The 22,018-nt window shown below is 33.3% G+C and carries 15 protein-coding genes and 1 pseudogene; 15 read left to right on the top strand and 1 reads right to left on the bottom strand.

The features are described 5' to 3' along the window. Window positions 1-48 precede the first annotated feature (48 nt). The 15 genes and pseudogenes from DMB68_RS15390 to DMB68_RS15465 all read left to right on the top strand — a co-directional run bounded on the left by DMB68_RS15390 (window position 49) and on the right by DMB68_RS15465 (window position 20,139). Window positions 49-906: a prephenate dehydrogenase gene (locus DMB68_RS15390; RefSeq protein WP_110347548.1), complete on the top strand. Its 858-nt coding sequence runs from the start codon at window positions 49-51 to the stop codon at window positions 904-906. Window positions 907-918: 12 nt separating this feature from the next. Then, entirely contained in the window at window positions 919-2,001 is a 1,083-nt protein-coding gene (locus DMB68_RS15395) for a bifunctional 3-deoxy-7-phosphoheptulonate synthase/chorismate mutase type II (RefSeq protein WP_110347549.1), read from the top strand. A gap of 125 nt (window positions 2,002-2,126) precedes the next feature. After that, window positions 2,127-3,782, top strand: a complete 1,656-nt coding sequence (locus DMB68_RS15400) for a hypothetical protein (protein ID WP_124019442.1) — start codon at window positions 2,127-2,129, stop codon at window positions 3,780-3,782. 218 nt (window positions 3,783-4,000) lie between these two features. Continuing rightward, complete coding sequence (locus tag DMB68_RS15405; RefSeq protein ID WP_110347551.1) at window positions 4,001-7,054, top strand: VIT domain-containing protein; 3,054 nt, start codon at window positions 4,001-4,003, stop codon at window positions 7,052-7,054. A 140-nt stretch (window positions 7,055-7,194) separates the two neighbouring features. After that, window positions 7,195-8,172, top strand: a complete 978-nt coding sequence (rsgA, locus tag DMB68_RS15410; protein ID WP_110347552.1) for a ribosome small subunit-dependent GTPase A — start codon at window positions 7,195-7,197, stop codon at window positions 8,170-8,172. Between the two features lie 30 nt (window positions 8,173-8,202). Continuing rightward, window positions 8,203-8,546: pseudogene (locus DMB68_RS15415) on the top strand (four helix bundle protein). Between the two features lie 52 nt (window positions 8,547-8,598). Next, on the top strand, window positions 8,599-9,051 hold the full coding sequence (dtd, locus tag DMB68_RS15425) for a D-aminoacyl-tRNA deacylase (RefSeq protein ID WP_110347554.1): 453 nt from the start codon (window positions 8,599-8,601) through the stop codon (window positions 9,049-9,051). Window positions 9,052-9,114: 63 nt separating this feature from the next. After that, complete coding sequence (locus tag DMB68_RS15430) at window positions 9,115-11,022, top strand: DUF3857 domain-containing protein (RefSeq protein ID WP_110347555.1); 1,908 nt, start codon at window positions 9,115-9,117, stop codon at window positions 11,020-11,022. A gap of 31 nt (window positions 11,023-11,053) precedes the next feature. After that, entirely contained in the window at window positions 11,054-13,084 is a 2,031-nt protein-coding gene (locus DMB68_RS15435) for a DUF3857 domain-containing protein (RefSeq protein ID WP_110347556.1), read from the top strand. A 3-nt stretch (window positions 13,085-13,087) separates the two neighbouring features. Continuing rightward, the gene (locus DMB68_RS15440; RefSeq protein WP_110347557.1) at window positions 13,088-15,079 is read left to right on the top strand and encodes a DUF3857 domain-containing protein; all 1,992 of its coding nucleotides are present in this window, start codon (window positions 13,088-13,090) and stop codon (window positions 15,077-15,079) included. A gap of 3 nt (window positions 15,080-15,082) precedes the next feature. Further along, window positions 15,083-15,409 carry a nucleotide pyrophosphohydrolase gene (locus tag DMB68_RS15445; protein WP_012022600.1) on the top strand — a complete coding sequence of 109 codons (327 nt, stop codon included), beginning with the start codon at window positions 15,083-15,085 and terminating at the stop codon, window positions 15,407-15,409. Between the two features lie 134 nt (window positions 15,410-15,543). After that, window positions 15,544-16,767: a 3-phosphoshikimate 1-carboxyvinyltransferase gene (gene aroA, locus DMB68_RS15450; protein WP_110347558.1), complete on the top strand. Its 1,224-nt coding sequence runs from the start codon at window positions 15,544-15,546 to the stop codon at window positions 16,765-16,767. Window positions 16,768-17,086: 319 nt separating this feature from the next. Next, the gene (queA, locus tag DMB68_RS15455) at window positions 17,087-18,136 is read left to right on the top strand and encodes a tRNA preQ1(34) S-adenosylmethionine ribosyltransferase-isomerase QueA (RefSeq protein WP_110347559.1); all 1,050 of its coding nucleotides are present in this window, start codon (window positions 17,087-17,089) and stop codon (window positions 18,134-18,136) included. A gap of 174 nt (window positions 18,137-18,310) precedes the next feature. Continuing rightward, complete coding sequence (gene kynU, locus DMB68_RS15460; RefSeq protein ID WP_110347560.1) at window positions 18,311-19,585, top strand: kynureninase; 1,275 nt, start codon at window positions 18,311-18,313, stop codon at window positions 19,583-19,585. A 110-nt stretch (window positions 19,586-19,695) separates the two neighbouring features. Then, on the top strand, window positions 19,696-20,139 hold the full coding sequence (locus DMB68_RS15465; RefSeq protein WP_110347561.1) for a YMGG-like glycine zipper-containing protein: 444 nt from the start codon (window positions 19,696-19,698) through the stop codon (window positions 20,137-20,139). Window positions 20,140-20,199: 60 nt separating this feature from the next. Here DMB68_RS15465 and DMB68_RS15470 read toward each other — a convergent pair whose 3' ends face one another. Beyond that, window positions 20,200-22,011 carry a hypothetical protein gene (locus tag DMB68_RS15470; RefSeq protein ID WP_110347562.1) on the bottom strand — a complete coding sequence of 604 codons (1,812 nt, stop codon included), beginning with the start codon at window positions 22,009-22,011 and terminating at the stop codon, window positions 20,200-20,202. Window positions 22,012-22,018 lie beyond the last annotated feature (7 nt).

Here is a 22,018-nt window from a genome sequence, read left to right on the forward strand (position 1 = left end):
ACAAAAGATACAGCGGATAGCAGGAATTAGCTTCAAATAAAAATAAAGATGAAAGTATACGTAATAGGAATAGGGTTAATAGGTGGCTCAATGGTACTGGACATCAAAGAAAAGCATCCGAGCGCGACTATTTTCGGAATTGACAATAACGAAAAACATTTACAGCAGGCAATTGAGCTGGGTGTTATTGACGAAGCGGGAAGCTTTGAAGATTTGCAAAAGGCGGATTTTGTGATCGTTTCGGTTCCTGTAGATGTTGCGCTGACAGTTTTGCCTAAAGTTCTTGATGCAGTTGGAGATAAAACAATTGTTTTTGAAGTAGGATCGACTAAAAAACCAATTTGTGATGCAGTAGCCAATCATCCGAAAAGAAGAAATTTTATAGCCACGCATCCGATAGCAGGAACAGAGTTTTCAGGGCCTTCGGCGGCAATAAAAGGGTTGTTTAAAGGAAAGACAAATATTATCTGCGAAGTGGAAAAAACCACTTTTAAACTGCAGGAAAAGGCATTAAACCTTTTTAGCGAAATAGGAATGAGGATTCGATATATGGATCCGGTTTCGCACGACAAGCATATCGCTTACGTTTCGCATTTGTCGCACATTAGTTCGTTTATGCTTGGGAAAACGGTAATGAACAAAGAAAAGGATGAGCAGGATATTTTTGACATGGCGGGAAGCGGATTTGAAAGCACGGTTCGTCTAGCAAAAAGTTCGCCTGCGATGTGGACACCGATTTTTAAACAGAATAAGGAACACGTTCTGGAAACATTAGAAGAATATATATCAAATCTCAGTCGGTTTAGGGATTTGTTGAAAGAGGAAGATTACAATGCCATTTTTAACGAAATGGAAAGCACAAATAAAATAAAAGAGATATTAAACGGATTAACAATTAAAAAGTAAACTAGAATAAAGATGGAAAATAAGAAAGAAATGAGAAAGTGGTTAGAGGATTTCAATTTAGATCACCCACTTGTGATAGCTGGACCTTGTAGTGCAGAAACTGAGGATCAGGTTTTGAAAATCGCTCACGAATTGAAAGATTCAAAAGTAAGTGTATTCAGAGCTGGAATCTGGAAACCAAGAACACGTCCGGGAGGATTTGAAGGTGTTGGAGAAATTGGTTTGAAATGGTTGCAAAAAGCAAAAGCTGAAACTGGTTTATTGATGGGTACTGAGGTTGCGACTGCAGCGCATTGTAAATTAGCTTTAGAGCATGATATCGACGTTTTATGGGTTGGTGCCCGTACAACTGCAAACCCTTTCGCAGTTCAGGAAATTGCTGATACGTTGAAAGGAACTGATAAAATCGTTTTGGTTAAAAACCCTGTAAACCCTGATTTAGCTTTATGGTTAGGTGGTGTTGAGCGTTTACACATGGCTGGAATAGAGAAATTAGGAGTTATTCACAGAGGTTTTTCTACTTACGAAAAAACAAAATACAGAAACATTCCGGAATGGCAGATTGCTATCGAATTGCAAAATAAATTCCCTGATTTACCATTAATCATCGACCCGTCTCACATTACCGGAGATCGTAAAATGATTTTTGAAGTTACTCAGGAAGCTTTAGATTTGAACTATGACGGTATGATTATCGAAACGCATTTCGATCCGGACAATGCATGGTCTGATGCTGCTCAACAAGTAACTCCGGATTCTTTGAAACAAATCATTAAAGATTTGACTATCAGAAAAACGGATGATACTACAGATGAATACAGCCAAAAAATGACTAAATTAAGAGCTAACATCGACGTTTTGGATGCTAATTTGTTAGAGTTATTAGGAAAACGTATGAAAGTAGCTGACGAAATTGGTCAGGTGAAAAAAGATGCTAACGTAGCAATTCTTCAAAACAGCCGCTGGAATGAAATTTTAGGAAAAATGATTTTAGAAGGTGAGAAAAAAGGTCTTACTGAAGAGTTTGTTTTGAGAATGTTCAAAGCGATTCACCAGGAAAGTATTGGTCACCAGGAGAAAATTTTCAATGCGTAATGAATTGATTATTTTATACTTATAATTTGTTTTAATAAAATAACCTCTTGCAATTTGTAAGAGGTTATTTTTTTAGTTTCTTTACGCCCAAAATCTTGTTAAAATTAACCGAAACAAAACATTCTATGAAGAAAATTACTATTGCTTTTTTATTACTCTCGTTATGTTGTATCAATTTGCATGCTCAGAATAAAATTGATAAATTGAATATGACTTATGGCGAAGAATTGCCGGACGATAAACAAAAAATTGTAAAAATTATAGGGGAGACCAACGATAAGATTTATGCGTTGGCAATTGCTGGAAAAAATGATTTCTTCCTGAAAATATTTGAGTCGAAAACAATGGGAATCATCTCTTCAAACCCTATTATTATTCCCAAACTTGATGATAAAGAAGTAGATTTTGAAGATATATTTTTATTGAAAGATAATTTGTATGCTATCGGAAGTGTATTCAACAGAAAAGAGAAGACTTTTAATCTGGTTGGTGCCAGTATTTCAGACAAAGGTGTTTTAAGCGAAAAAACAACTCTTTTATTTAATTCTGTTGTTGCTAAAAAATCAGAAAGAGGAATGTTTTATTTTAAATTATCCCCTGATGAAGGAGCTTTACTTATCATGCACACTTCATTGTTTTCGAAAGAAGATGCTGTTCAGTATGAAGTGAAATTATTTGATGATAAATTAAATGTACTTTTTGCAAATGCTGAAAAAGTAAAATTCGATGACAGTAAAAAAGATTATGAATTTACTATTTCAGATTTTGAAGTGAATTTTCAGGATGATGTTTTCCTGGTAATAAACGAAAGTTACAGGGATTCAAAGAAAAAAGAACAGATAGAGAAATTTCAAATCCATGCTTTTAAAAATACTAACGGTTATAAAAAAGAAGTTGTTGATATTGACATAAAAGGAAAAGAAATTATAAACTGTAAAATGATTTCGACTTCTAAAAATACACTCAAAATAGTTGGTTTTTACTCAAGCGTAAGAGATAATGGTAAAGGAAATAAAGAATTGAAAGGCGTTTATAATGCAACTATTGACCTTGCTTCAAACACCAGTAAAGAGGTAATGTTTGATGAGTTCGATTATGAAACAAAAGTTAAGTTAATAGGAGAGCGAAGAGCCAAAAAAGGAAAAGATGTAAAGCCGTTGTATAATATTACGACAATAATTGAGAAAGAAGACGGAGGTTTAATTGTGCTGTCTGAAATGCAATTTGTTTATGTTGGTCAAAGTTCAGGAATTGGGCCATTGGCATTTACGCCGGTTACCTACACTAAAAACGAAATTATAGTGACATCTTTGAAACCAGACGGATCTTTAGACTGGAGCAATGTGTTGCCAAAAGAGCAAGTGGCATCTGTTGTTACAATGTCTTTAGCATTCGGAATTGGAGGCGGAAACGGTAGTTTTAATGTTGGCGCATCTTTAGCGATTCCTCTGGTAGATTTAGGAAAAGGTCCGGAATATTTAGGCGCTATACCAATCTATAAAGATGGAAAATTGAATCTTATTTTTAATGACAATGTAAAAAACAAGGGAATTACTGATATCGAAAAAATCAAAGCACTGGGAAATTATAACAATGCTGTTCCTTCTCTTTTTATATTTGATGAAAAAGGTGTAATTACCAGAAAAGATCCGGAAGAAGTCATTAAAAATGAATTGGTGCTTCGTCCGGGAGTATATTATAGAAAAAATGAAAATGAATTTATTTTGTATTCTTCAAGAAAAAAACAAGATAAACTCGGAAGATTATTTCTGGAAAAATAGAATCTCTTAAAGGTTGTGAATTGCTCACAACCTTTTTTTATTACTCTTATTTGGAGTTTAAGATAGAAGGATTCAAATCTTAATCTGCATAAAGTAATATGTCAAAAAAATGGAATTAGCCAGAATGTCTAATAAAAAAGTTTAGCTATAAAATAATATCTTTCCAACCTTTTTGAAATTTTTGCTATCTATCTTACTATAACCCTAACTTTCGTGCTATGAAATCAAAAATGTTTAAAGCTGAGGATTTTCAAATCCATTTGAAATTAATATTCTATGTTTTGTTGTTTTTCGGAACCAAAACTTTTGCACAAAGTCCGGAATTAACAGTAAAAGGTGATGAAACTGAAAAAGTCAGAATGAGTCAGCTTATTGTGAATGTAAAAGTGGTAGGCAATATTGCGTATACGACTGCAGAAATGCATTTCTTTAATTCTGGAACTCGCCAAATGGAGGCGGAACTTATTTTTCCGCTGCCGGAAAATGTTTCAGTTTCCAGATATGCAATTGATATTAACGGCAAAATGCGCGAAGCTGTTCCGGTAAATAAAAATAAAGGGAAACAGGTTTTTGAAGCGATTGAACATCGAAGAGTTGATCCGGGATTATTGGAAAAAGTAGACGGAAATAATTTTAGAACAAGAATTTATCCGTTAATGCCAAACGGAGAAAGAATCGTAATTATTGGTTACGAAGAAGAACTTTCAGCTTCTGATAAAAATAATCTGGCATATCAACTGGTAAGCCGTTATCCTAAGAAATTAGATAAATTTTCAGTGAAGATTTCTGTTATTGGAGCTGCAACTTCACCAAAGATTACCGAAAAGTCGTCCAGAATTTCTTTTTCAAAATGGAATCAGTCTTTTGAAGCTTCTTTCGAGAAAGAAAATTATCAGCCTGAAGAAAAGATCGTTTTTGAAGTTCCAATACAAAATAATGCACCAGGTGTTTTGACTCAGGATGTAGGTGGTCAGTATTATTTTTATGGAAATGCCTTTACTGAAGGAATTACGAAAGCAAGAAAAATTCCGTCTTCAATTGGTTTAATCTGGGATAATTCACTAAGTTGTCAGACACGTGATTTGAAAAAGGAACTGGATTTTCTGGACTCTTATTTTCAAAAGATACAAAATACAAAAGTGACTTTATACTTTTTGAATTACACTTTTGAAAAGCAAAGAGAGTTTATTATTTCTAATGGAAATTGGAGTGAATTAAAAACGGTTTTAGAAAACACAAAATATGACGGCGGAACACGTTACTCGCAGTTAAGTTTTGCAAATCATGATCAGTATCTGTTTTCTACAGACGGATTATCTTCTTTGAGTGAAAATTCATTTCCCAAAACTAAAAAACCCGTATTTACGATTTCATCTTCTGTATCGGCTGACTTTGCTTTTTTAAATTATTCAGCTTCAGAAACGGGTGGGAATTTTATTAATCTGAATCAGTTAAGTACAGAAAATGCTTTGGATAAATTGGTTACGACAAATCTGAAATTCTTAGGGATAAAGGAAAATCTTTTGATTACTGATTTTTTTCCTATGGAAGGAACTGCTGTTTCAGGTAGTTTTAGTTTTTCGGGTATTTCATTAAATCCAAAAAATGAAATTACATTGTTATTTGGTAATGGAGATGATGCTGTTTTAGAAAGAAAGATAACTTTAGACAATGCTGTTCAAAATACCAATCAGGTCAATATTGAAAAACTCTGGGCTCAGAAAAAAATTGCGAATCTGGAATTGCAATATGACAAAAATGCTCAGGAAATAGAAACTTTAGGCAAGAAATACGGCATTATAACCAAAAATACTTCGCTGATTGTTTTAGAAAATATTCGGGATTATATTATGTATGATATTATTCCGCCGGCCGAATTACGTGCCGAATTTGACAAAATCAAAAAGCAGGAACATGATACCAGTCTGGCCAAACAAAAAAATAACTGGGAAAATATTGATAGTTATTTTACAGAATTAAATTCATGGTGGAAAAAAGATTTGAAATATGTGGCTCCAAAAGTTTTACCAAGATCTAAAAATAAGAAACGTGAAGCTTATGAAACCATTAAGGGTGATCCGGATGCTGTTATGACCGTTGAGGAACCTGTTGGCTCAGGACCAGTAATGGAGATAGTGGAAGAAGACAATAATGTTTATAATACAGCTTCTCCACCAGCAGCAAGAGTGGATCAGGTTAAATTTGTTAGTCCTGTAGTTGCGAAAACGGAAGAAGTTACTGAGGATGCGCCAAAAATTGTTGAGTTAAAAGATAAGAAGGTTGGCAGTGAAGTAATAAGGTCAGAAGTTTCGGGACTTGTAGTTACTCAGATTGCAGAAAACAATACAAATAGCGTAAGTGTTGTAAATGTAGATACTAAAACTTGGAACCCAGATCGCTTATATTTAAAAGCTTTGGCATCGGCACCAAAAGAAAAACAATATGATTTGTATTTCGAATTAAGAAAAGCACAGGAAAGAAATCCGAGTTTTTATTTTGATGTAGCACACTTTTTTTACAATCAGGGAGATGTCAAAAAAGCATTGCAGGTTATTAGCAATATTGCTGATTTAGGATTAGAAAATCATCAGCTTTATAAAACACTGACTTATACTCTACGCCAATGGAAAGATTATGAGGATGCCGTATTTACTGCAAAACAAGTAGTGAAATGGAGAACTCATGAACCACAAAGTTTAAGAGATTATGCATTGACGCTGGAAGTCGCAGCAAAATATCAGGTGGCTTTTGATGAATTGATTAAAGCACTGGAAGTAAATTATTATGGAGAAATGAGTGGGCAGTATGAAGGTATTGAGGATATTATTCTGATGGATTTAAACCGAATGATTGCCGAACATACGGGTTTGAAAACAGGAAAACTGGATAAAAAATATCTTGATAAAATGCCTGTCGATATTCGAATCATCATGAACTGGAATCAGATGGATGTAGATTTAGACCTTCACGTAATTGAGCCAAATGGAGAAGAATGTTATTACAGTCATACAACAACAGAAGCCGGAGCGAGATTTTCAAAAGATTTTACGCAAGGTTATGGGCCAGAGCAGTATTTGATTCGAAATGCAATCAAAGGGAAATACCAGATTAAAACCAATTATTTTGGCGAAACACAATTAACGGAAAATGGTCCCGCAACAATTATGGTAGAAATTTATACAACTAAAGCCGGAAAGACGACTAAAGTTTTGAAAACAATTCAGCTTGGGAAAGTAAAGGAGAACGATGTACTAGCTGAAATTATTTGGTAAGAATACCAAATTCAAAGGATAGATTTCAAATTTAAAAGGTGAAGTTGCGTTGTTCAATTCTAAAAACGTAATTTTGCCTTTTATTTTTAGATTAGAAATGAATCTAAAATCAGAAATCTAAAATCAACAATTTGAATTGAATGACAGGACTCGTTTATAAATCTACAGGAAGCTGGTATACCGTGAAATCTGAACAAGGAGATTTTATAGAATGCCGTATGAAAGGGAAATTCAGGATGAAAGGTATAAAAAGTACCAATCCTATTGCTGTAGGCGATATTGTAGATTATGAACTCGAAGAAACTTCAGACGCTTTAACGGGAACAATTCATACGATTCATGAGCGAAAAAACTACATTGTTCGTAAATCGGTCAACTTGTCTAAACAGATTCACATCATTGCATCGAATATTGATCAGGTTTTTTTACTGGTTACGATTGATAATCCGCCAACAACTACAAGTTTTATTGATCGTTTTTTGGTTACAGCAGAAGCTTACGGAATCGAAGCCATCCTAATCTTTAATAAAATAGATACTCTAAATGAACAAACTTTAGACGATCAGCTTTATTTGCAGCACATTTATTCTGAAATTGGATATAAATGCCTTCGAATTTCATCAACAGAAAATAAAGGAGTTGATAAGCTGAAAGAAATGATGATTGGTAAAGTAAGTATGTTTTCCGGACATTCGGGAGTTGGAAAATCAACTTTGGTTAATGCCATGGAACCAACCCTCCATCTTAAAACTACAGTGATTTCAGAACAAAGCAAACAAGGACAGCATACCACTACTTTTGCCGAAATGTATGATTTGTCTTTTGATGCCAGAATTATCGATACACCGGGAATCAAAGGTTTTGGAATCGTGGATATGGAAAAAGAAGAAATCAGCGGGTATTTTCCGGAATTCTTTAAATTGAAAGATCAATGCAAGTTTAACAACTGTTTACACAAAGAAGAACCACATTGCGCCATAAAAGCAGCTTTAGAAAAAGACGAAATTGCCTGGTCCCGCTATAACAGTTATCTTAAAATTCTCGAAGGAGATGAGGAGCATTATCGTACCGATACTTATGGAGAAGATCGCGCTGCGAGTGATGAAACGAGAAAATAATTGTGAATGGTTAATTGTTAATTGTGAATTATGGCTGATAATATAATTAAAACAAAGTCTTTTAATTTTGCACTTAGAATCATTAAACTTTTTCAATTTTTAAAAGATGATAAAAAGGAATATATCCTAAGTAAACAATTACTTCGTAGTGGTACCGCGATAGGTGCATTGATTAGAGAATCTGAGCAGGCTGAAAGTAAAAAAGCCTTTATTCATAAACTTGCAATTGCACAAAAAGAGGCAAATGAACAGATTATTGGTTGGAATTGCTTTTTCAATCAAATTATTTAAATGAGATTCAATATCAATCTATAAAGTCTGATATTGTAGAAATAAATAAAATTTTAGCTTCAATTATTATAACCTCTAAGTAAAAGCTAAGTACTACATAAATTCACAATTTATCATTCACAGTTCACAATTTTTATGAAAGTAGTTATTCAAAGAGTTTCAGAAGCGTCAGTAACCGTGGAAGGTAAAAAAGTTGCTGACATTAAAAAAGGATTATTAGTTTTAATTGGAATTGAAGATGCCGACACTCAGGAAGATATTGACTGGCTCGTTGGAAAAATCATTAAAATGCGAATTTTTGGCGATGAGAATGATGTCATGAACTGCTCAGTTCAGGATGTAGATGGCGATATAATTGTGGTAAGTCAGTTTACACTTCATGCTTCTACTAAAAAAGGAAACCGCCCATCGTATATAAAAGCTTCAAAACCGGGGTTTGCCATTCCGATGTATGAGAATTTTGTTAAGGCTTTAGAGGAAGAATTTAATAAAAAGGTACAAACCGGAATTTTTGGAGCAGACATGAAGGTCAGCCTGTTAAATGACGGACCTGTAACTATTTTAATGGACAGTAAAAACAGGGAATAAAAACTATTAAACATTTGTTAAGGGTTCTGAAAAATAATATATATTTGACGAAAATACTTACTAATGAAAAAACCTTGTTGCGCCTTACTTTTCTTGTTATTTACATTAGTTTCTTCAGCCCAAAAAGGCATTTACCCTATTTCTGCAATTAAGGACAGCCTCAAAGAAAATGCCAATGCAATTGTTCGTTTAGATCAGATGGATATTAGGATTGCTTCGCAAAGGAGTATGAATATCAAAACACAAAGGGTTGTGTCTGTTTTTAATGAAAAAGGATTGAGTGATATTGATGCTTATCAGCATTATGATAAAACAACCACGATAAAAAGTATTGAAGCAATTGTTTATGATTCATTTGGCAACGAAATCAAAAAGATTAAACGAAAGGATTTTAGAGATGAAAGTGCTGTAAGCGGCAGTACTCTTTTTTCGGATAATCGCATAGTTTATTTAGATTATACACCGGTTTCATATCCTTTTACAATTGTTTATAACAGTGAAACAGAAACTTCAAATACCGCTTTTATACCTCAATGGTATTTTCTGGGAGGGTATAATCTAAGTGTTGAAAAATGTGTTTTAAACGTCAATTTCCCTGCTGACCTTGGATTTAAAAAGAAAGAATTTCAGTTTTCAGTTTTTAATATTAAAAAAACAGTAGATACTGATACAAAACTAAGTTATGATGCAGTTAATATTTTAGCTCAAAAATCAGAAGACTATAGTCCGTCTTCCCGAGATCTTTTTCCGAGAGTTATGATGGGATTAGAAAAGTTTCATTTAGAAGGGGTTGATGGAACAGCTACAACCTGGGAAGCATTTGGAAAATGGTACGGTGATAAAATTCTAACAGGAACTACTATTTTACCGGAAGAAACTAAAGTTAAAATAAAAGCATTAGTAGGGGACGAAAAAGACCCTGTGAAAAAAGCAAAAATCATATATGATTATGTACAGAAAAAATCAAGATATGTAAATATTGCTATTGGTATTGGAGGGTGGAAACCAATGCTTTCAAGTGATGTTGATCGTTTAGGATATGGAGACTGTAAAGCATTGTCAAATTATACTAAAGCATTATTGCAAGTGGTTGATGTACCTTCTTATAATACAATTTTATATGGTGATCGCTATAAATCAAATATTCAGTCTGATTTTGTTTCGATGCAGGGGAATCATATGATATTGGCAGTTCCAAATGGTGATGATTATATCTGGTTAGAATGTACGAGTCAGGATGATCCGTTTGGTTATCAGGGCACTTTTACAGATGACAGAGATGTTTTGGTAGTCAAGCCAGAAGGGGGCGTAATTGTGAGAACTAAAGTATATGAGGACAAAGGAAATACTCAAACAGATAAAGGAAGTTATAGTATTGATGAAAATGGTAATTTTTCCGGCCATATTTCAATAATTTCTGAAGGTTCTCAATATAGTTCGAAGTCCAGAAATGAAATTTTACAGCCTACAGAAAAAGAAACACATTACAAAGAATATCTGAGCAACATCAATAACTTAAAATTAGGAAAAATAACTTTTGCTAATGATAAGCAAAATATTCGTTTTACAGAAGATGTGCAGGTAAGTGCAATGAACTATGGCACAATTTCGGCTAATAAAATGATTTTTTTGGTAAACGCTTTCAATCAAAGTAAAAGCAATGTCAAACGAATAAGAAATCGTAAAAATCCATTCCAAATTCAGCGTGGTTATTTAGATACGGATGAAATCGAGATTAGTCTTCCTGTTGGTTTTTCGATTGAATTTTTGCCTTCAAATTTCGAGTTAAAAGGAAAATTTGGAGAATATAAAACCGAAATTATCAAAAATGAAAATAATAAACTCACTTACAAACGCTCCATGTTTTTAAATAAAGGGAAATATTCAAATAAAGAATACGATGAATACCGTCTTTTTATGGAGCAGATATCAAGAAACGATAATGCTAAAATTATATTAACCAGGAATTAATCAAATAACCAAACTAACCATAACCAACCAAATGAAATTCATTAAATTTTTCAGCTTCTTATTTGTGCTTTTTATTTTTACGCAAACAACTGCACAAGAATTTAAATTAGGAAAAGTATCTGTCGCAGAATTAGAGCAGAAAAAACATCCCAAAGATTCATCTGCAGCAGCAGCTATATTATATAAAAGAGGGACAGCTACTATTGAGTATAATGAGCAGGATGGCTTTGTTTTAGTGACAAAAGTAGATGCACGTATCAAAATTTATAAAAAGGAAGGTTATGATTGGGCAAATCAAAGTGTGACCTATTATAATGTAAGTAATGATTCAAGAGAAAAAGTTGATTTTTCGGATGTGAATACTTTTAATTTAGTAAATGGTAAAGTTGAAAAAACAAAACTGAAAAGTGACGGTGTCTTTAATGAACAAGTGAATAAATACAGAGGAAGAAAGAAAATTACAATGCCTAATGTAAAAGAAGGATCGGTATTAGAATACAGTTATACAGTCAGAACATCTAATATTGGGATGATGCGTGACTGGGCTTTTCAAACCAGCATTCCGGTAAATTATTCTGAATATGTAACCTACATTCCTGAATATTATATTTTTAATGTTAGGCAAAAAGGATATATTTTTCCTAAAGTAACAGCAGGAAAAAACAATAAATCAATTTTTATAAATTCTAAGGAAAGGTATTCAGTAGGGGGATTTGGAGGTGCAACAAGAACCGAGTTTTCTCAGGATAAAATAGATTACATGGAAGCTGAAACAACTTATATTGCGGAAGACTTGCCGGCAATGAAAGAAGAGTCTTTTGTTAATAATATAGATAATTATACCTCGAGTCTGGAACAGGAACTCTCAATGGTAAAGTTTCCTAATAGTCCGATTAAAACTTTTTCTACAGATTGGAATTCAGTAGCAAAAACAATTTATGAATATGATGATTTTGGTCCGGAATTAAACAAGACTGGATATTTTGAAGATGATTTAAAAACATTGCTGGCTGGAGTGACAACGCCTGAGGAAAAAATACTGGTTATTTTAAATCACGTCAAATCAAATGTGAAATGGGACAAATATTATGGTTACAGCTGCGACAAAGGGGTTCGAAAAGCATATCAGGAAAAATCAGGGAATGTAGCTGAAATAAATTTAATGCTGACTGCCATGTTGCGTCATGCAGGCTTAACTGCAAATCCGGTTTTAGTTAGTACCAGATCTAACGGAGTGGCTTTGTTCCCTAACAGAACAGCTTACAATTATGTAATTGCAGCTGTTGAAACAGAAAAAGGATATATCCTGTTAGATGCTTCAGATAAACTTTCTGTTCCAAATGTTTTGCCTTTAAGAACTTTAAATTGGTATGGAAGACTAATAAGAAAGGACGGAACCTCTGAACAAATTAACTTAATGCCTAAAAAACCATCCAGTGATGTCGTTTTTATGAATTATAGTATTGATGCAGATGGTAAAGTTACAGGAAAAACCAGAAGACAATGCACAGATTATAATGCTATGATTACCAGAGAAAATATTCTTAGCAGCAAAGAAGATGAATATCTGGAAAAACTCGAAAACCAAAATAATAAAATAGAAATCAGCGAGTACTCAAAGATAAATGAAAAAGATATTTTAATGCCCATCGTAGAAACGTATTCATTTACAGGAAATGATTTATGTGAAGTGATAGGAGGAAAAATTTATGTTAGTCCAATGTTGTTTTTTGCCAATGAAAAAAATCCTTTTAATCAGGAAACAAGAGAATATCCGGTTGATTTTGGATTTCCTTTTTTGGATAAATACAATATAACAATTAAGATCCCTGATGGATTTGCTGTTGAAACATTACCTGTTCCGGTTGCTGTTAATATGGAAGATAACTTAGGGACTTTCAAATTTAATATCGCTGTTAGCGAAAATAATACACTTCAAATGATAATTTCACATCAAATTAACGAAGCAATTGTGTCCACAGAGCAATACGAAATGCTCAAAGATTATTACAAGGCAATGATTGCAAAAGAAAGTGAGAAAATTGTTTTAAAGAAAATTTAAAAAATGATATTACGTACAATAATTATTTCAATAGTATTAATTTTTACTTCTATAAAAAGCAATGCCCAAAATTATGAGTTAGGAAAGGTAACAATTGAGCAATTACAGGAAAAAGTTAATCCAAAAGATACAACTGCTCCTGCAGCAATATTGTTCAAGAAAGCGAAAACTTTTTTTACCTACGATATAAAATCTGGCTTTACAGCAAGTCATGTTTATGAGTATAAAATAAAGATCTATAAAAAGGAAGGATTAAGCTGGGCCGATCAAAAGGTTCGTTTTTATATTGGTTACGAAAATATAAAAGAAGATTATTTAGAATTTTCAAATGCAATTACTTATAATCTTGAAAATGGGAAAATTGTAAAAACCAAATTAGACGGTCAGGGAACTTTTAAAAATAATGTAAATAAATACTGGAAAGAGAAAGCAATTACTTTGCCCAACGTAAAAGCTGGTTCTGTGATAGAATTTAAATACATTTTAAAATCTGAAAATCTCGTAAAGTTTCCGGATTTTAAATGCCAGTATGAAATTCCTGTTAACTATTTCGAATATAAAACAGAAATCCCTGAATTTTATATTTACAAGCCAATATTAATAGGAGGCTTGCCATTAGAATTAGATTCTAAATTAGTCAATGGCAGCCAGAGCTATGATAACGAACATCATCAAATGGAGACATTCAGATACCAACAAATCAATGCATTTTACTCTGGTAAAGATATTCCGGCTTTGACAAATGAACCTTATGTAAATAATGTTGAAAATTACAAAGGCTCGATTAAACATGAACTGGAAAGAGTTAGAATGCCTGAAAAACCTGTTAAAGACTACTCTCTAACATGGGAAGGAGTGGCGACCACAATTTTTAAAGATGAAGATTTCGGAAAAGAGCTTAATGAAAGAAACTTTTTATTAGAAGACTTAAAGAGTCTATTAAGTAATGTTGAAGATAAAGATGAAAAAATTAATATCATTTTTAAATTCGTTCAAAATAAAATGAATTGGAATGATGAGAATGGTTATTATACGGATAAGGGAGTTATAAAAGCATATAAGGATCAAACCGGAAATGTAGCCGAAATAAATTTTATTTTAATAAATATGTTGAGGTTCGCCGGAATAAATGCAAATCCGGTACTGGTTAGTACAATAGAGAATGGAATACCTGTATATCCAACAAGAACAGGTTTTAATTATGTTATTGCTGCAATTGAAAAGGATGGAAAACAAATTTTACTGGATGCATCACATAAATTTACATCACCAGATATTTTACCATTAAATGTTTTAAACTGGAAAGGAAGGTTGATAAAATCAGACGGAATTTCAGAAGAAATTAATTTGGAACCAAAAACACCGTCCAGAGAGATTTCAAATTTAGTGGTAAAGATGGATTCTCAGGGAAAAATAGAAGGGAAGGTCAGAATTCAAAAAACAGATTACGATGCATACCGCTTTAGAATTGAAAATGCCAATAAAAATCAAGAAGATTATCTGGAAAAATTAGAACAAAATTTGGGTGATCTTAAAATTTTAAATTATATAGTCGAAAATAAAAAGACAAATTTAGCTAATCCTGTTATGGAAACTTTTGCTTTTGAAACTGAAAATCAATCTGAAATTATTGGAAATAAAATTTTTGTCAACCCGATGTTGTTTTTTGCAAGAACCAAAAACCCTTTTAATCAGGATAAAAGACAAATGCCAGTTTATTTTGGATATCCAACTCAGGAAAAATTTAATTTGAATTTAGAAATTCCGGAAGGATATACAGTTGAATCATTGCCAACTCCTCTTAAAATTGCATCTGAAGATAAAAAAATCGTTTATCTTTTTAATATTTCTTATGAGGGCAATAAAGTTCAGATAATTAGCTTAACAGAAATTAACGATAGTTATTTTTCAGCTGATCAGTATAATGGATTAAAAGAGATTTTTCAAAAAATCATTGTAAGTCAAAGTCAAAAAATTGTTCTTAAAAAAGTATAGAATATGGATTTAAAAAATGCACAATTAGACGTTGACACCTGGATAAAAGAACACGGTGTCCGCTATTTTAACGAATTAACCAATATGGCCCAGCTCACAGAAGAAGTAGGTGAAGTTGCCCGGATTATTGCCCGCAGATATGGGGAACAATCTGAAAAGGAAAGTGATAAAAACAAAGACCTGGGCGAAGAACTGGCAGATGTTGTCTTTGTGGTTTTATGCCTGGCCAATCAAACGGGTATCGATTTACAGGCTGCTTTTGACAAAAAAATGGATTTAAAATCCGTTAGGGATAAAGATCGTCACAAAAACAACGATAAACTGAAATAATTGTGAAATATCACTCATAAGTTTTGAATTATGAGTTTTGAATTTTGAATTATGAATGGGGAGTGGTAAATTGCGCGTCTGAATTATGTTTCTAATTATTCATAATTCATAATTTACAACTTATAATTAAAAAAATGAATTTAGTACTTCAAACCAATCATAAAAATTTACAAGGCCAGATTGCGGTTACAGGATCAAAAAGCGAAACCAATCGTTTATTGCTGCTAAAAGCGCTGTTCCCAAATATTACACTTGCCAATACTTCCAATTCTGATGACAGCGAGGTAATGCAAAAAGCCCTTATTGGTAATGATGAGATTGTTGATATTCATCATGCCGGAACAGCGATGCGTTTTTTGACTGCTTATTTTGCTGTAAACGAAGGAAGAGAAGTAGTAATGACAGGTTCAAGCAGAATGCAGGAGCGTCCAATTAAAATTCTCGTGGAAGCTTTGGCACAATTAGGTGTTGAAATTTCATATGAAAAAGAAGAAGGATATCCGCCAATCAGAATCAAAGGAAAAAAAGTAACTGCTTCAAAAGTGAGCTTAGCGGCAAACGTAAGCAGCCAGTATATTTCGGCACTTTTATTAGTGGCTTCAAAATTAGAGAATGGTTTAGAATTAACTTTAGAGGGAGAAATCACTTCGATTCCATATATCAAAATGACTTTGGCTTTGCTGAATGATTTGGATATTCAAACCAGTTTTGAAGGAAACGTAATTAAAGTGCATCCAAAAGAAGCTGTTGCTTCAAAAGAAATGGTTGTAGAATCTGACTGGAGTTCGGCTTCTTACTTTTTTAGTCTGGTTGCTTTGGCAGATACAGCATCCATAACTTTGAGCAGTTATAAAGAAAATAGTTTACAGGGAGATTCTGCTTTAGTATCTATTTATGAAAAAATGGGTGTCAAAACGACTTTCGAAGGAAATAAAATGACTCTGGTAAAACAACCTGATTTTAAATTTGAAACCGTAAATTTTGACCTGAATAATACGCCTGATATTGCACAAACTATTGTTGTTACCTGTTTAGGTTTAGGAATTGGGTGTCATTTAACAGGTTTACATACTCTAAAAATTAAAGAGACAGACAGGCTTGAAGCACTCCGAATTGAGCTTACAAAATTAGGGGCCAATATTTCGGTAACTAATGACAGTCTAACTTTAGGACTTTCCGAAAAAATTAATCATAATGTAAAAATAGCTACTTATAACGATCACCGTATGGCGATGGCATTTGCTCCTTTAGCATTAAAAGTGCCAATTATTATCGAAAATGCTGAGGTAGTTTCAAAATCATACCCGGATTTTTGGAATGATTTAAAAGAATTAAATTTCGAAATATCAGAATTGTAAAAATTCTTTACCATATGATCTAAGTTCTTTTTAAATAGAATGATCTTAAAATTTATATAACCTTCAGTTTCAACTGAAGGTTTTTTTTGTGAGCTATTTCGGCATTAACCAAATCAACACTCCAAATTAATGAACTTATATCACTTATATGGTAAAAAATCATTTTTTATGATCTTCAAAAGCTCAGTAAATCAACGACTTTTGAAAATAAACAGTAAAACACTTGACAACGCCTATCTCACAATCGTATATTTGCAGGCGATTTAAATTTTTAGGTACATAAATCTAAAATAGATATTTTAAAATCTTATATTCCAATATGAAATTATCACACTTCAATTTCAACTTACCGAAAGAACTTTTAGCAGAATTCCCGGCAGAAAACAGAGATGAGTCTCGTTTGATGGTAATTGACCGAAAAAAACAAACTATAGAACATAAAATGTTTAAAGATGTTATCAATTATTTTGATGACGGAGACGTTTTGATCCTTAACAATACTAAAGTTTTTCCTGCCCGTTTGTACGGAAACAAAGAAAAAACAGGAGCCAGAATCGAAGTTTTCTTATTAAGAGAATTAAATTCAGAACAGCGTCTTTGGGATGTTTTGGTTGATCCGGCACGTAAAATCAGAATTGGTAATAAACTTTATTTTGGTGATGATGATTCGTTAGTGGCTGAGGTAATTGACAACACAACTTCTCGTGGTAGAACCTTACGTTTTTTATATGATGGTTCTTATGAAGAATTCAGAAATAAACTGACAGAATTAGGAGAAACTCCGATTCCGAAATACATCAATAGAGAGGTTACTGCTGAAGATGCAGAAAGATACCAGACTATTTACGCAAAAGAAGAAGGAGCGGTAGCAGCACCAACTGCAGGTTTACACTTCTCAAAACATCTTTTGAAAAAACTGGAAATTAAAGGCGTTAATTTTGCAGAAGTAACACTTCACGTAGGTCTTGGAACTTTTAACCCGGTTGAGGTTGAAGATTTATCGAAGCACAAAATGGATTCAGAAGAATTGATTATCAATCAGGCTGCCTGCGATGTTGTGAATGAAGCTAAAGGAAAGAAAAAACGTATTTGTGCGGTAGGAACTACTTCAATGCGTGCTATTGAAAGCTCTGTTTCATCGCAAAGCACTTTAAATCCTTATGAAGGATGGACAAATAAGTTTATTTTTCCTCCTCATGATTTTAGCATTGCAAACTGTATGATTACAAATTTCCACACACCCAAATCAACATTATTAATGATGATTTCAGCTTTTTGTGGACATGATTTAATGAAAAAAGCTTATGAAGAAGCGATTAAAGAAGAATATAAGTTTTATTCTTACGGAGATGCTATGTTAATTCTATAATCGGAGTTAATTTTTCAATATAAGAACCCGACAGTTTTTTGAAACTTGTCGGGTTTTCTGTTTTTATAGATGTTTCAGGTTTCAAGTTCCAGGTTTCATGTTAAGATAACTTGAAACATGAAACTTTAAACAAAACAAACAAAATTTGTTATTTTAGCATTAAAAACAACAACAATGACTTTTAAAAATACACGCGAATTCGCAAAAAAACTTGACTCACAAGATATTCTAAATCATTATCAGGAGCAATTTATTTTTCCTAAAGTAAACGACAAACGTGTTATTTATTTTACAGGAAACTCTTTAGGATTACAGCCAAAAAGAACCAAATCCTATATTGATGAAATAATGAATGACTGGGCAGATCTTGCGGTAGAAGGTCATTTTTATGCTGAAAAGCCATGGTGGGATTATCAGGAAAGATTTCCGGAACCTTTAAGCAAGATTGTTGGTGCGCTGCCTTCAGAAGTTACGGTTATGAATACTTTGACTGTAAACCTTCATTTGCTGATGGTATCTTTTTACCAGCCAACAGCAACCCGTTATAAAATTATCTGCGAAGAAAAAGCTTTCCCATCAGATCAGTATATGTTTCAGAGTCAGGTTAATTTTCATGGATATAAACCAGAGGATGCCATCGTAGAAATTAAACGTCGTGAAGGTGAACACAACATTCGTCTTGAAGATGTTCTGGCAAAAATTGAAGAAGTGGGTGATGAATTGGCTTTGGTTTTAATTGGTGGTGTAAATTATTATACAGGACAGGTTTTTGACATCAAAACTATCACGGCTGCCGGACATAAAGCAGGTGCAAAAGTAGGCTGGGATTTGGCACACGCAGCCGGAAATATCAAATTAGAACTTCATGACTGGAATGTTGATTTTGCTGCCTGGTGCAGTTATAAATACATGAATTCAGGACCAGGAAATGCCTCAGGGTGTTTTGTACACGAAAAACATCATAATGCTGATTTACCTAGGTTCGCTGGCTGGTGGGGACATAACAAAGAACGTCGTTTTAAAATGGAACCCAATTTTGATCCGGTAAATGGAGCAGGAGGCTGGCAAATTAGTAATTTACCGGTACTTTCTTTAGCACCTTATTTAGCTTCGGTTGAAATGTTTGCTCAAGTTGGAATGGATGCTTTAATTGCAAAACGTGATCAGATTACATCTTACTTAGAATTTATCCTGCACGAAATCGATAAAGAAGTTAATAGTACTTTCGAAATTATTACACCTTCAAATCCTGAAGAAAGAGCATGTCAACTATCAGTTTTTTTACACGGAGAAGGAAGAAGCCTATTCGATTATTTGATGAAAAACGGAGTAATTACAGACTGGCGTGAACCAAATGTCATTCGTCTGGCACCAGTTCCTTTGTATTGTTCTTTTGAAGATATGTATGATTTCGGACAAATTCTAAAAAAAGGAATTTTGGAAAAGTAAGTATATTGGAAGCTTAACTTTAAATTTTATAAACTTCTCAAAAAATATTGTAACACATTGCATGTTAGATTTGGCTTAATTTGTAGTGTATAATTTTAAAAACTACCATCATGAAAGGCTTATATGTTTTATTAGCAGTAATATTTTTAGCTTCTTGTCAAAATCAAAATAAGGAAGCTATAGATAAAGCCAAACAAGCCAGTATTGATTCAATGAAAGTTGAAATTAATAAACAAAGAGTCATTGATTCAATGAAAACCGAGATGGCTAATTTGGAAGAAGAAAAAGCAAAGGCAGAAGCTGAAAAAGCAGAAGCTCAGAAAGTGGTTGTTGTACAGAAAGATGCAACAACAACTACAGCTGCTCCTGCTAAAAAGAAAGGCTGGAGTGCTACTGCAAAAGGTGCCGTAATTGGAGCTGGTGTAGGTGCCATAACAGGAGCTGCAGTTAGCAAGAAAAAAGGACAAGGTGCTATCATTGGAGGTTTGACAGGAGCTGCAGTAGGAACCGGAACAGGAGCTATCATTGATGACAGCAAAAAGAAAAAAGAATAGAACATCAAATTCTTAATAAATGATAAACAACCCCGATTAGAAATAATCGGGGTTTGTTATTTAAGCTAATTTTAAGATCGGTATCTGAATTGAATGCAGTTCTGATTTGTAAAAATTAAATTGAGTTTTCATTCGATCTTCATCAGTTTTAAAATATATAGTAGATAAAAATAGATTTTGATAATACTCAATTCCTTGCAAAATATTGGTTTTGAAAGTATTCCATTTTTTAACCTGATTTGCATTTACATTTCCGGAAATCGTCTCAATTTCATTTCTAAAATGCTCCACATACATTTTTAATTCTTTTACAAATAAATTAGGACGATCAGAAACTCTTAAAATAGATTTGCTTCCGTAAATATGCTGCAGCATATCATTCAGCGAAACTTCCTGATCAAAATAAGCCATATTGGGTCCAGGGCAAATGACAACTCCCTGTAACTGACCTTTTATTTTGATGTCGTTTTCAAGATAAGAAGCATTAGCCAAACCAACACATAAACATGATTTTTCAGTTATTTTGATTTTGCTTTTTTCAAATTCCTGAATGGATAAAGTATCTTTTATGTTTTCTAATTCTTCCAGTTTTATATCCTGATATTTTTTAGATGCCGTACAAATTCCGTGTGGATCGTATTCTTTGCTTAAGGCTAAAAATTTCTTCGGGCAGGAACTTCCGGGTTTGTTTTCGTGAATGCGTTTTTGTTTTAAAAATTCATTGGTTGTGCCTTTCAAAGTATTAAAAGGAACTCCCAGAGGTGAAATATTGCTCAGGTAAAAATCATTTTCTGTGGCATTGATCAGTAAATTTCGAGTCGCCTGATCAACAGAAGTGGCTTCGGGAACTAATAAAAATGGCGAACCCCAGCCCACTGAATCAACGTTGTACTCGTCTAATAAAAATTCGTGTTCTTCTGCAGTTCCAACACCGCCCTGAACCGTAATTTTTAGAGGTAAAGGATTTTCAGGAAAAGGCATGTTTTTTAGATCTAAAGCTTTACTCATTAAATCGTGAGCCGATTGGACTAATTGCTCTTTTTTCTGCTTGAATTCTTCCAGAATGGTGCCTAATAAAAGCCCTTCGGTAGCAAAAGCATGTCCACCGCAATTTAGTCCGGATTCAATTCGGTATTCTGAAACCCATAGTCCTTTTTTGGCTAAAAAATTTCCCTGAATCATCGCCGATCGAAAATCGCTTACCTTCAAAATGATTTTTTTTCTAAGCTGATTATTTTCATCAGGAAAAAAATCACTGAAATTCTCAAAATAACTGTACAATCTAGGATTCATTCCGGCAGAAAGCACAACAGAAGATTCAAGCTTACTCTTAGCAAAACCTCTTAAAGCAGCATGAGCATCATTAAATTCTGTTGGAAGCTGTTCGTTTTTGACAAAATTATCTTTGTCGAGTTTGGTCATGATATTGACATCAATTTCTCCGGCAAAAAGATGTGACTCGATATAGTTTTGAATATTCTCTTTGAATGAAATTCCGTCTTCAAGCAGATTCTGAAAACCCTTTTTGATGTCTGAAGTAATAGGCAGCATCGACATGAAATTTTCTAATGCCGTTTTGCTTTCTGCTATTTCTGCTTTAAAGTTTTCAAATTTTTGCTTTACAATTTTATCAACTAAATTCAGGTAAGATGTAATTCTTTCGGCGCGATAATCATGGAACTTTTGCGTTATTTCTTCATACTGGAAATTGAATTTAGTACTGTAAAAATGACGCATCTTCTCAATTAAATCATCATCAGCAATCGAAATTACAGAAGAAATGCCATATTGTGCCACGCGAATAGGGCTGTCGATAGTATAAGCGAGCCCCATAACCGGGATATGGAAAGTATGTAAAGGTGTTTTTTTCATTTGTTTT

Origin of the sequence: Flavobacterium hydrophilum (assembly GCF_003202405.1) — a bacterium.
Classification (GTDB): Bacteria; Bacteroidota; Bacteroidia; order Flavobacteriales; family Flavobacteriaceae; genus Flavobacterium; species Flavobacterium hydrophilum.

What these genes read in the sequence shown, in the direction of transcription:
- queA (WP_110347559.1), top strand. Translation starts at nt 17,087, where the DNA reads ATGAAATTATCACACTTCAATTTCAACTTACCGAAAGAACTTTTAGCA.
- DMB68_RS15465 (WP_110347561.1), top strand. Translation starts at nt 19,696, where the DNA reads ATGAAAGGCTTATATGTTTTATTAGCAGTAATATTTTTAGCTTCTTGT.
- DMB68_RS15470 (WP_110347562.1), bottom strand. Translation starts at nt 22,011, where the DNA reads ATGAAAAAAACACCTTTACATACTTTCCATATCCCGGTTATGGGGCTC.
- DMB68_RS15445 (WP_012022600.1), top strand. Translation starts at nt 15,083, where the DNA reads ATGGATTTAAAAAATGCACAATTAGACGTTGACACCTGGATAAAAGAA.
- kynU (WP_110347560.1), top strand. Translation starts at nt 18,311, where the DNA reads ATGACTTTTAAAAATACACGCGAATTCGCAAAAAAACTTGACTCACAA.
- DMB68_RS15435 (WP_110347556.1), top strand. Translation starts at nt 11,054, where the DNA reads ATGAAATTCATTAAATTTTTCAGCTTCTTATTTGTGCTTTTTATTTTT.
- DMB68_RS15390 (WP_110347548.1), top strand. Translation starts at nt 49, where the DNA reads ATGAAAGTATACGTAATAGGAATAGGGTTAATAGGTGGCTCAATGGTA.
- DMB68_RS15400 (WP_124019442.1), top strand. Translation starts at nt 2,127, where the DNA reads ATGAAGAAAATTACTATTGCTTTTTTATTACTCTCGTTATGTTGTATC.
- dtd (WP_110347554.1), top strand. Translation starts at nt 8,599, where the DNA reads ATGAAAGTAGTTATTCAAAGAGTTTCAGAAGCGTCAGTAACCGTGGAA.
- DMB68_RS15405 (WP_110347551.1), top strand. Translation starts at nt 4,001, where the DNA reads ATGAAATCAAAAATGTTTAAAGCTGAGGATTTTCAAATCCATTTGAAA.
- aroA (WP_110347558.1), top strand. Translation starts at nt 15,544, where the DNA reads ATGAATTTAGTACTTCAAACCAATCATAAAAATTTACAAGGCCAGATT.
- DMB68_RS15395 (WP_110347549.1), top strand. Translation starts at nt 919, where the DNA reads ATGGAAAATAAGAAAGAAATGAGAAAGTGGTTAGAGGATTTCAATTTA.
- rsgA (WP_110347552.1), top strand. Translation starts at nt 7,195, where the DNA reads ATGACAGGACTCGTTTATAAATCTACAGGAAGCTGGTATACCGTGAAA.
- DMB68_RS15440 (WP_110347557.1), top strand. Translation starts at nt 13,088, where the DNA reads ATGATATTACGTACAATAATTATTTCAATAGTATTAATTTTTACTTCT.
- DMB68_RS15430 (WP_110347555.1), top strand. Translation starts at nt 9,115, where the DNA reads ATGAAAAAACCTTGTTGCGCCTTACTTTTCTTGTTATTTACATTAGTT.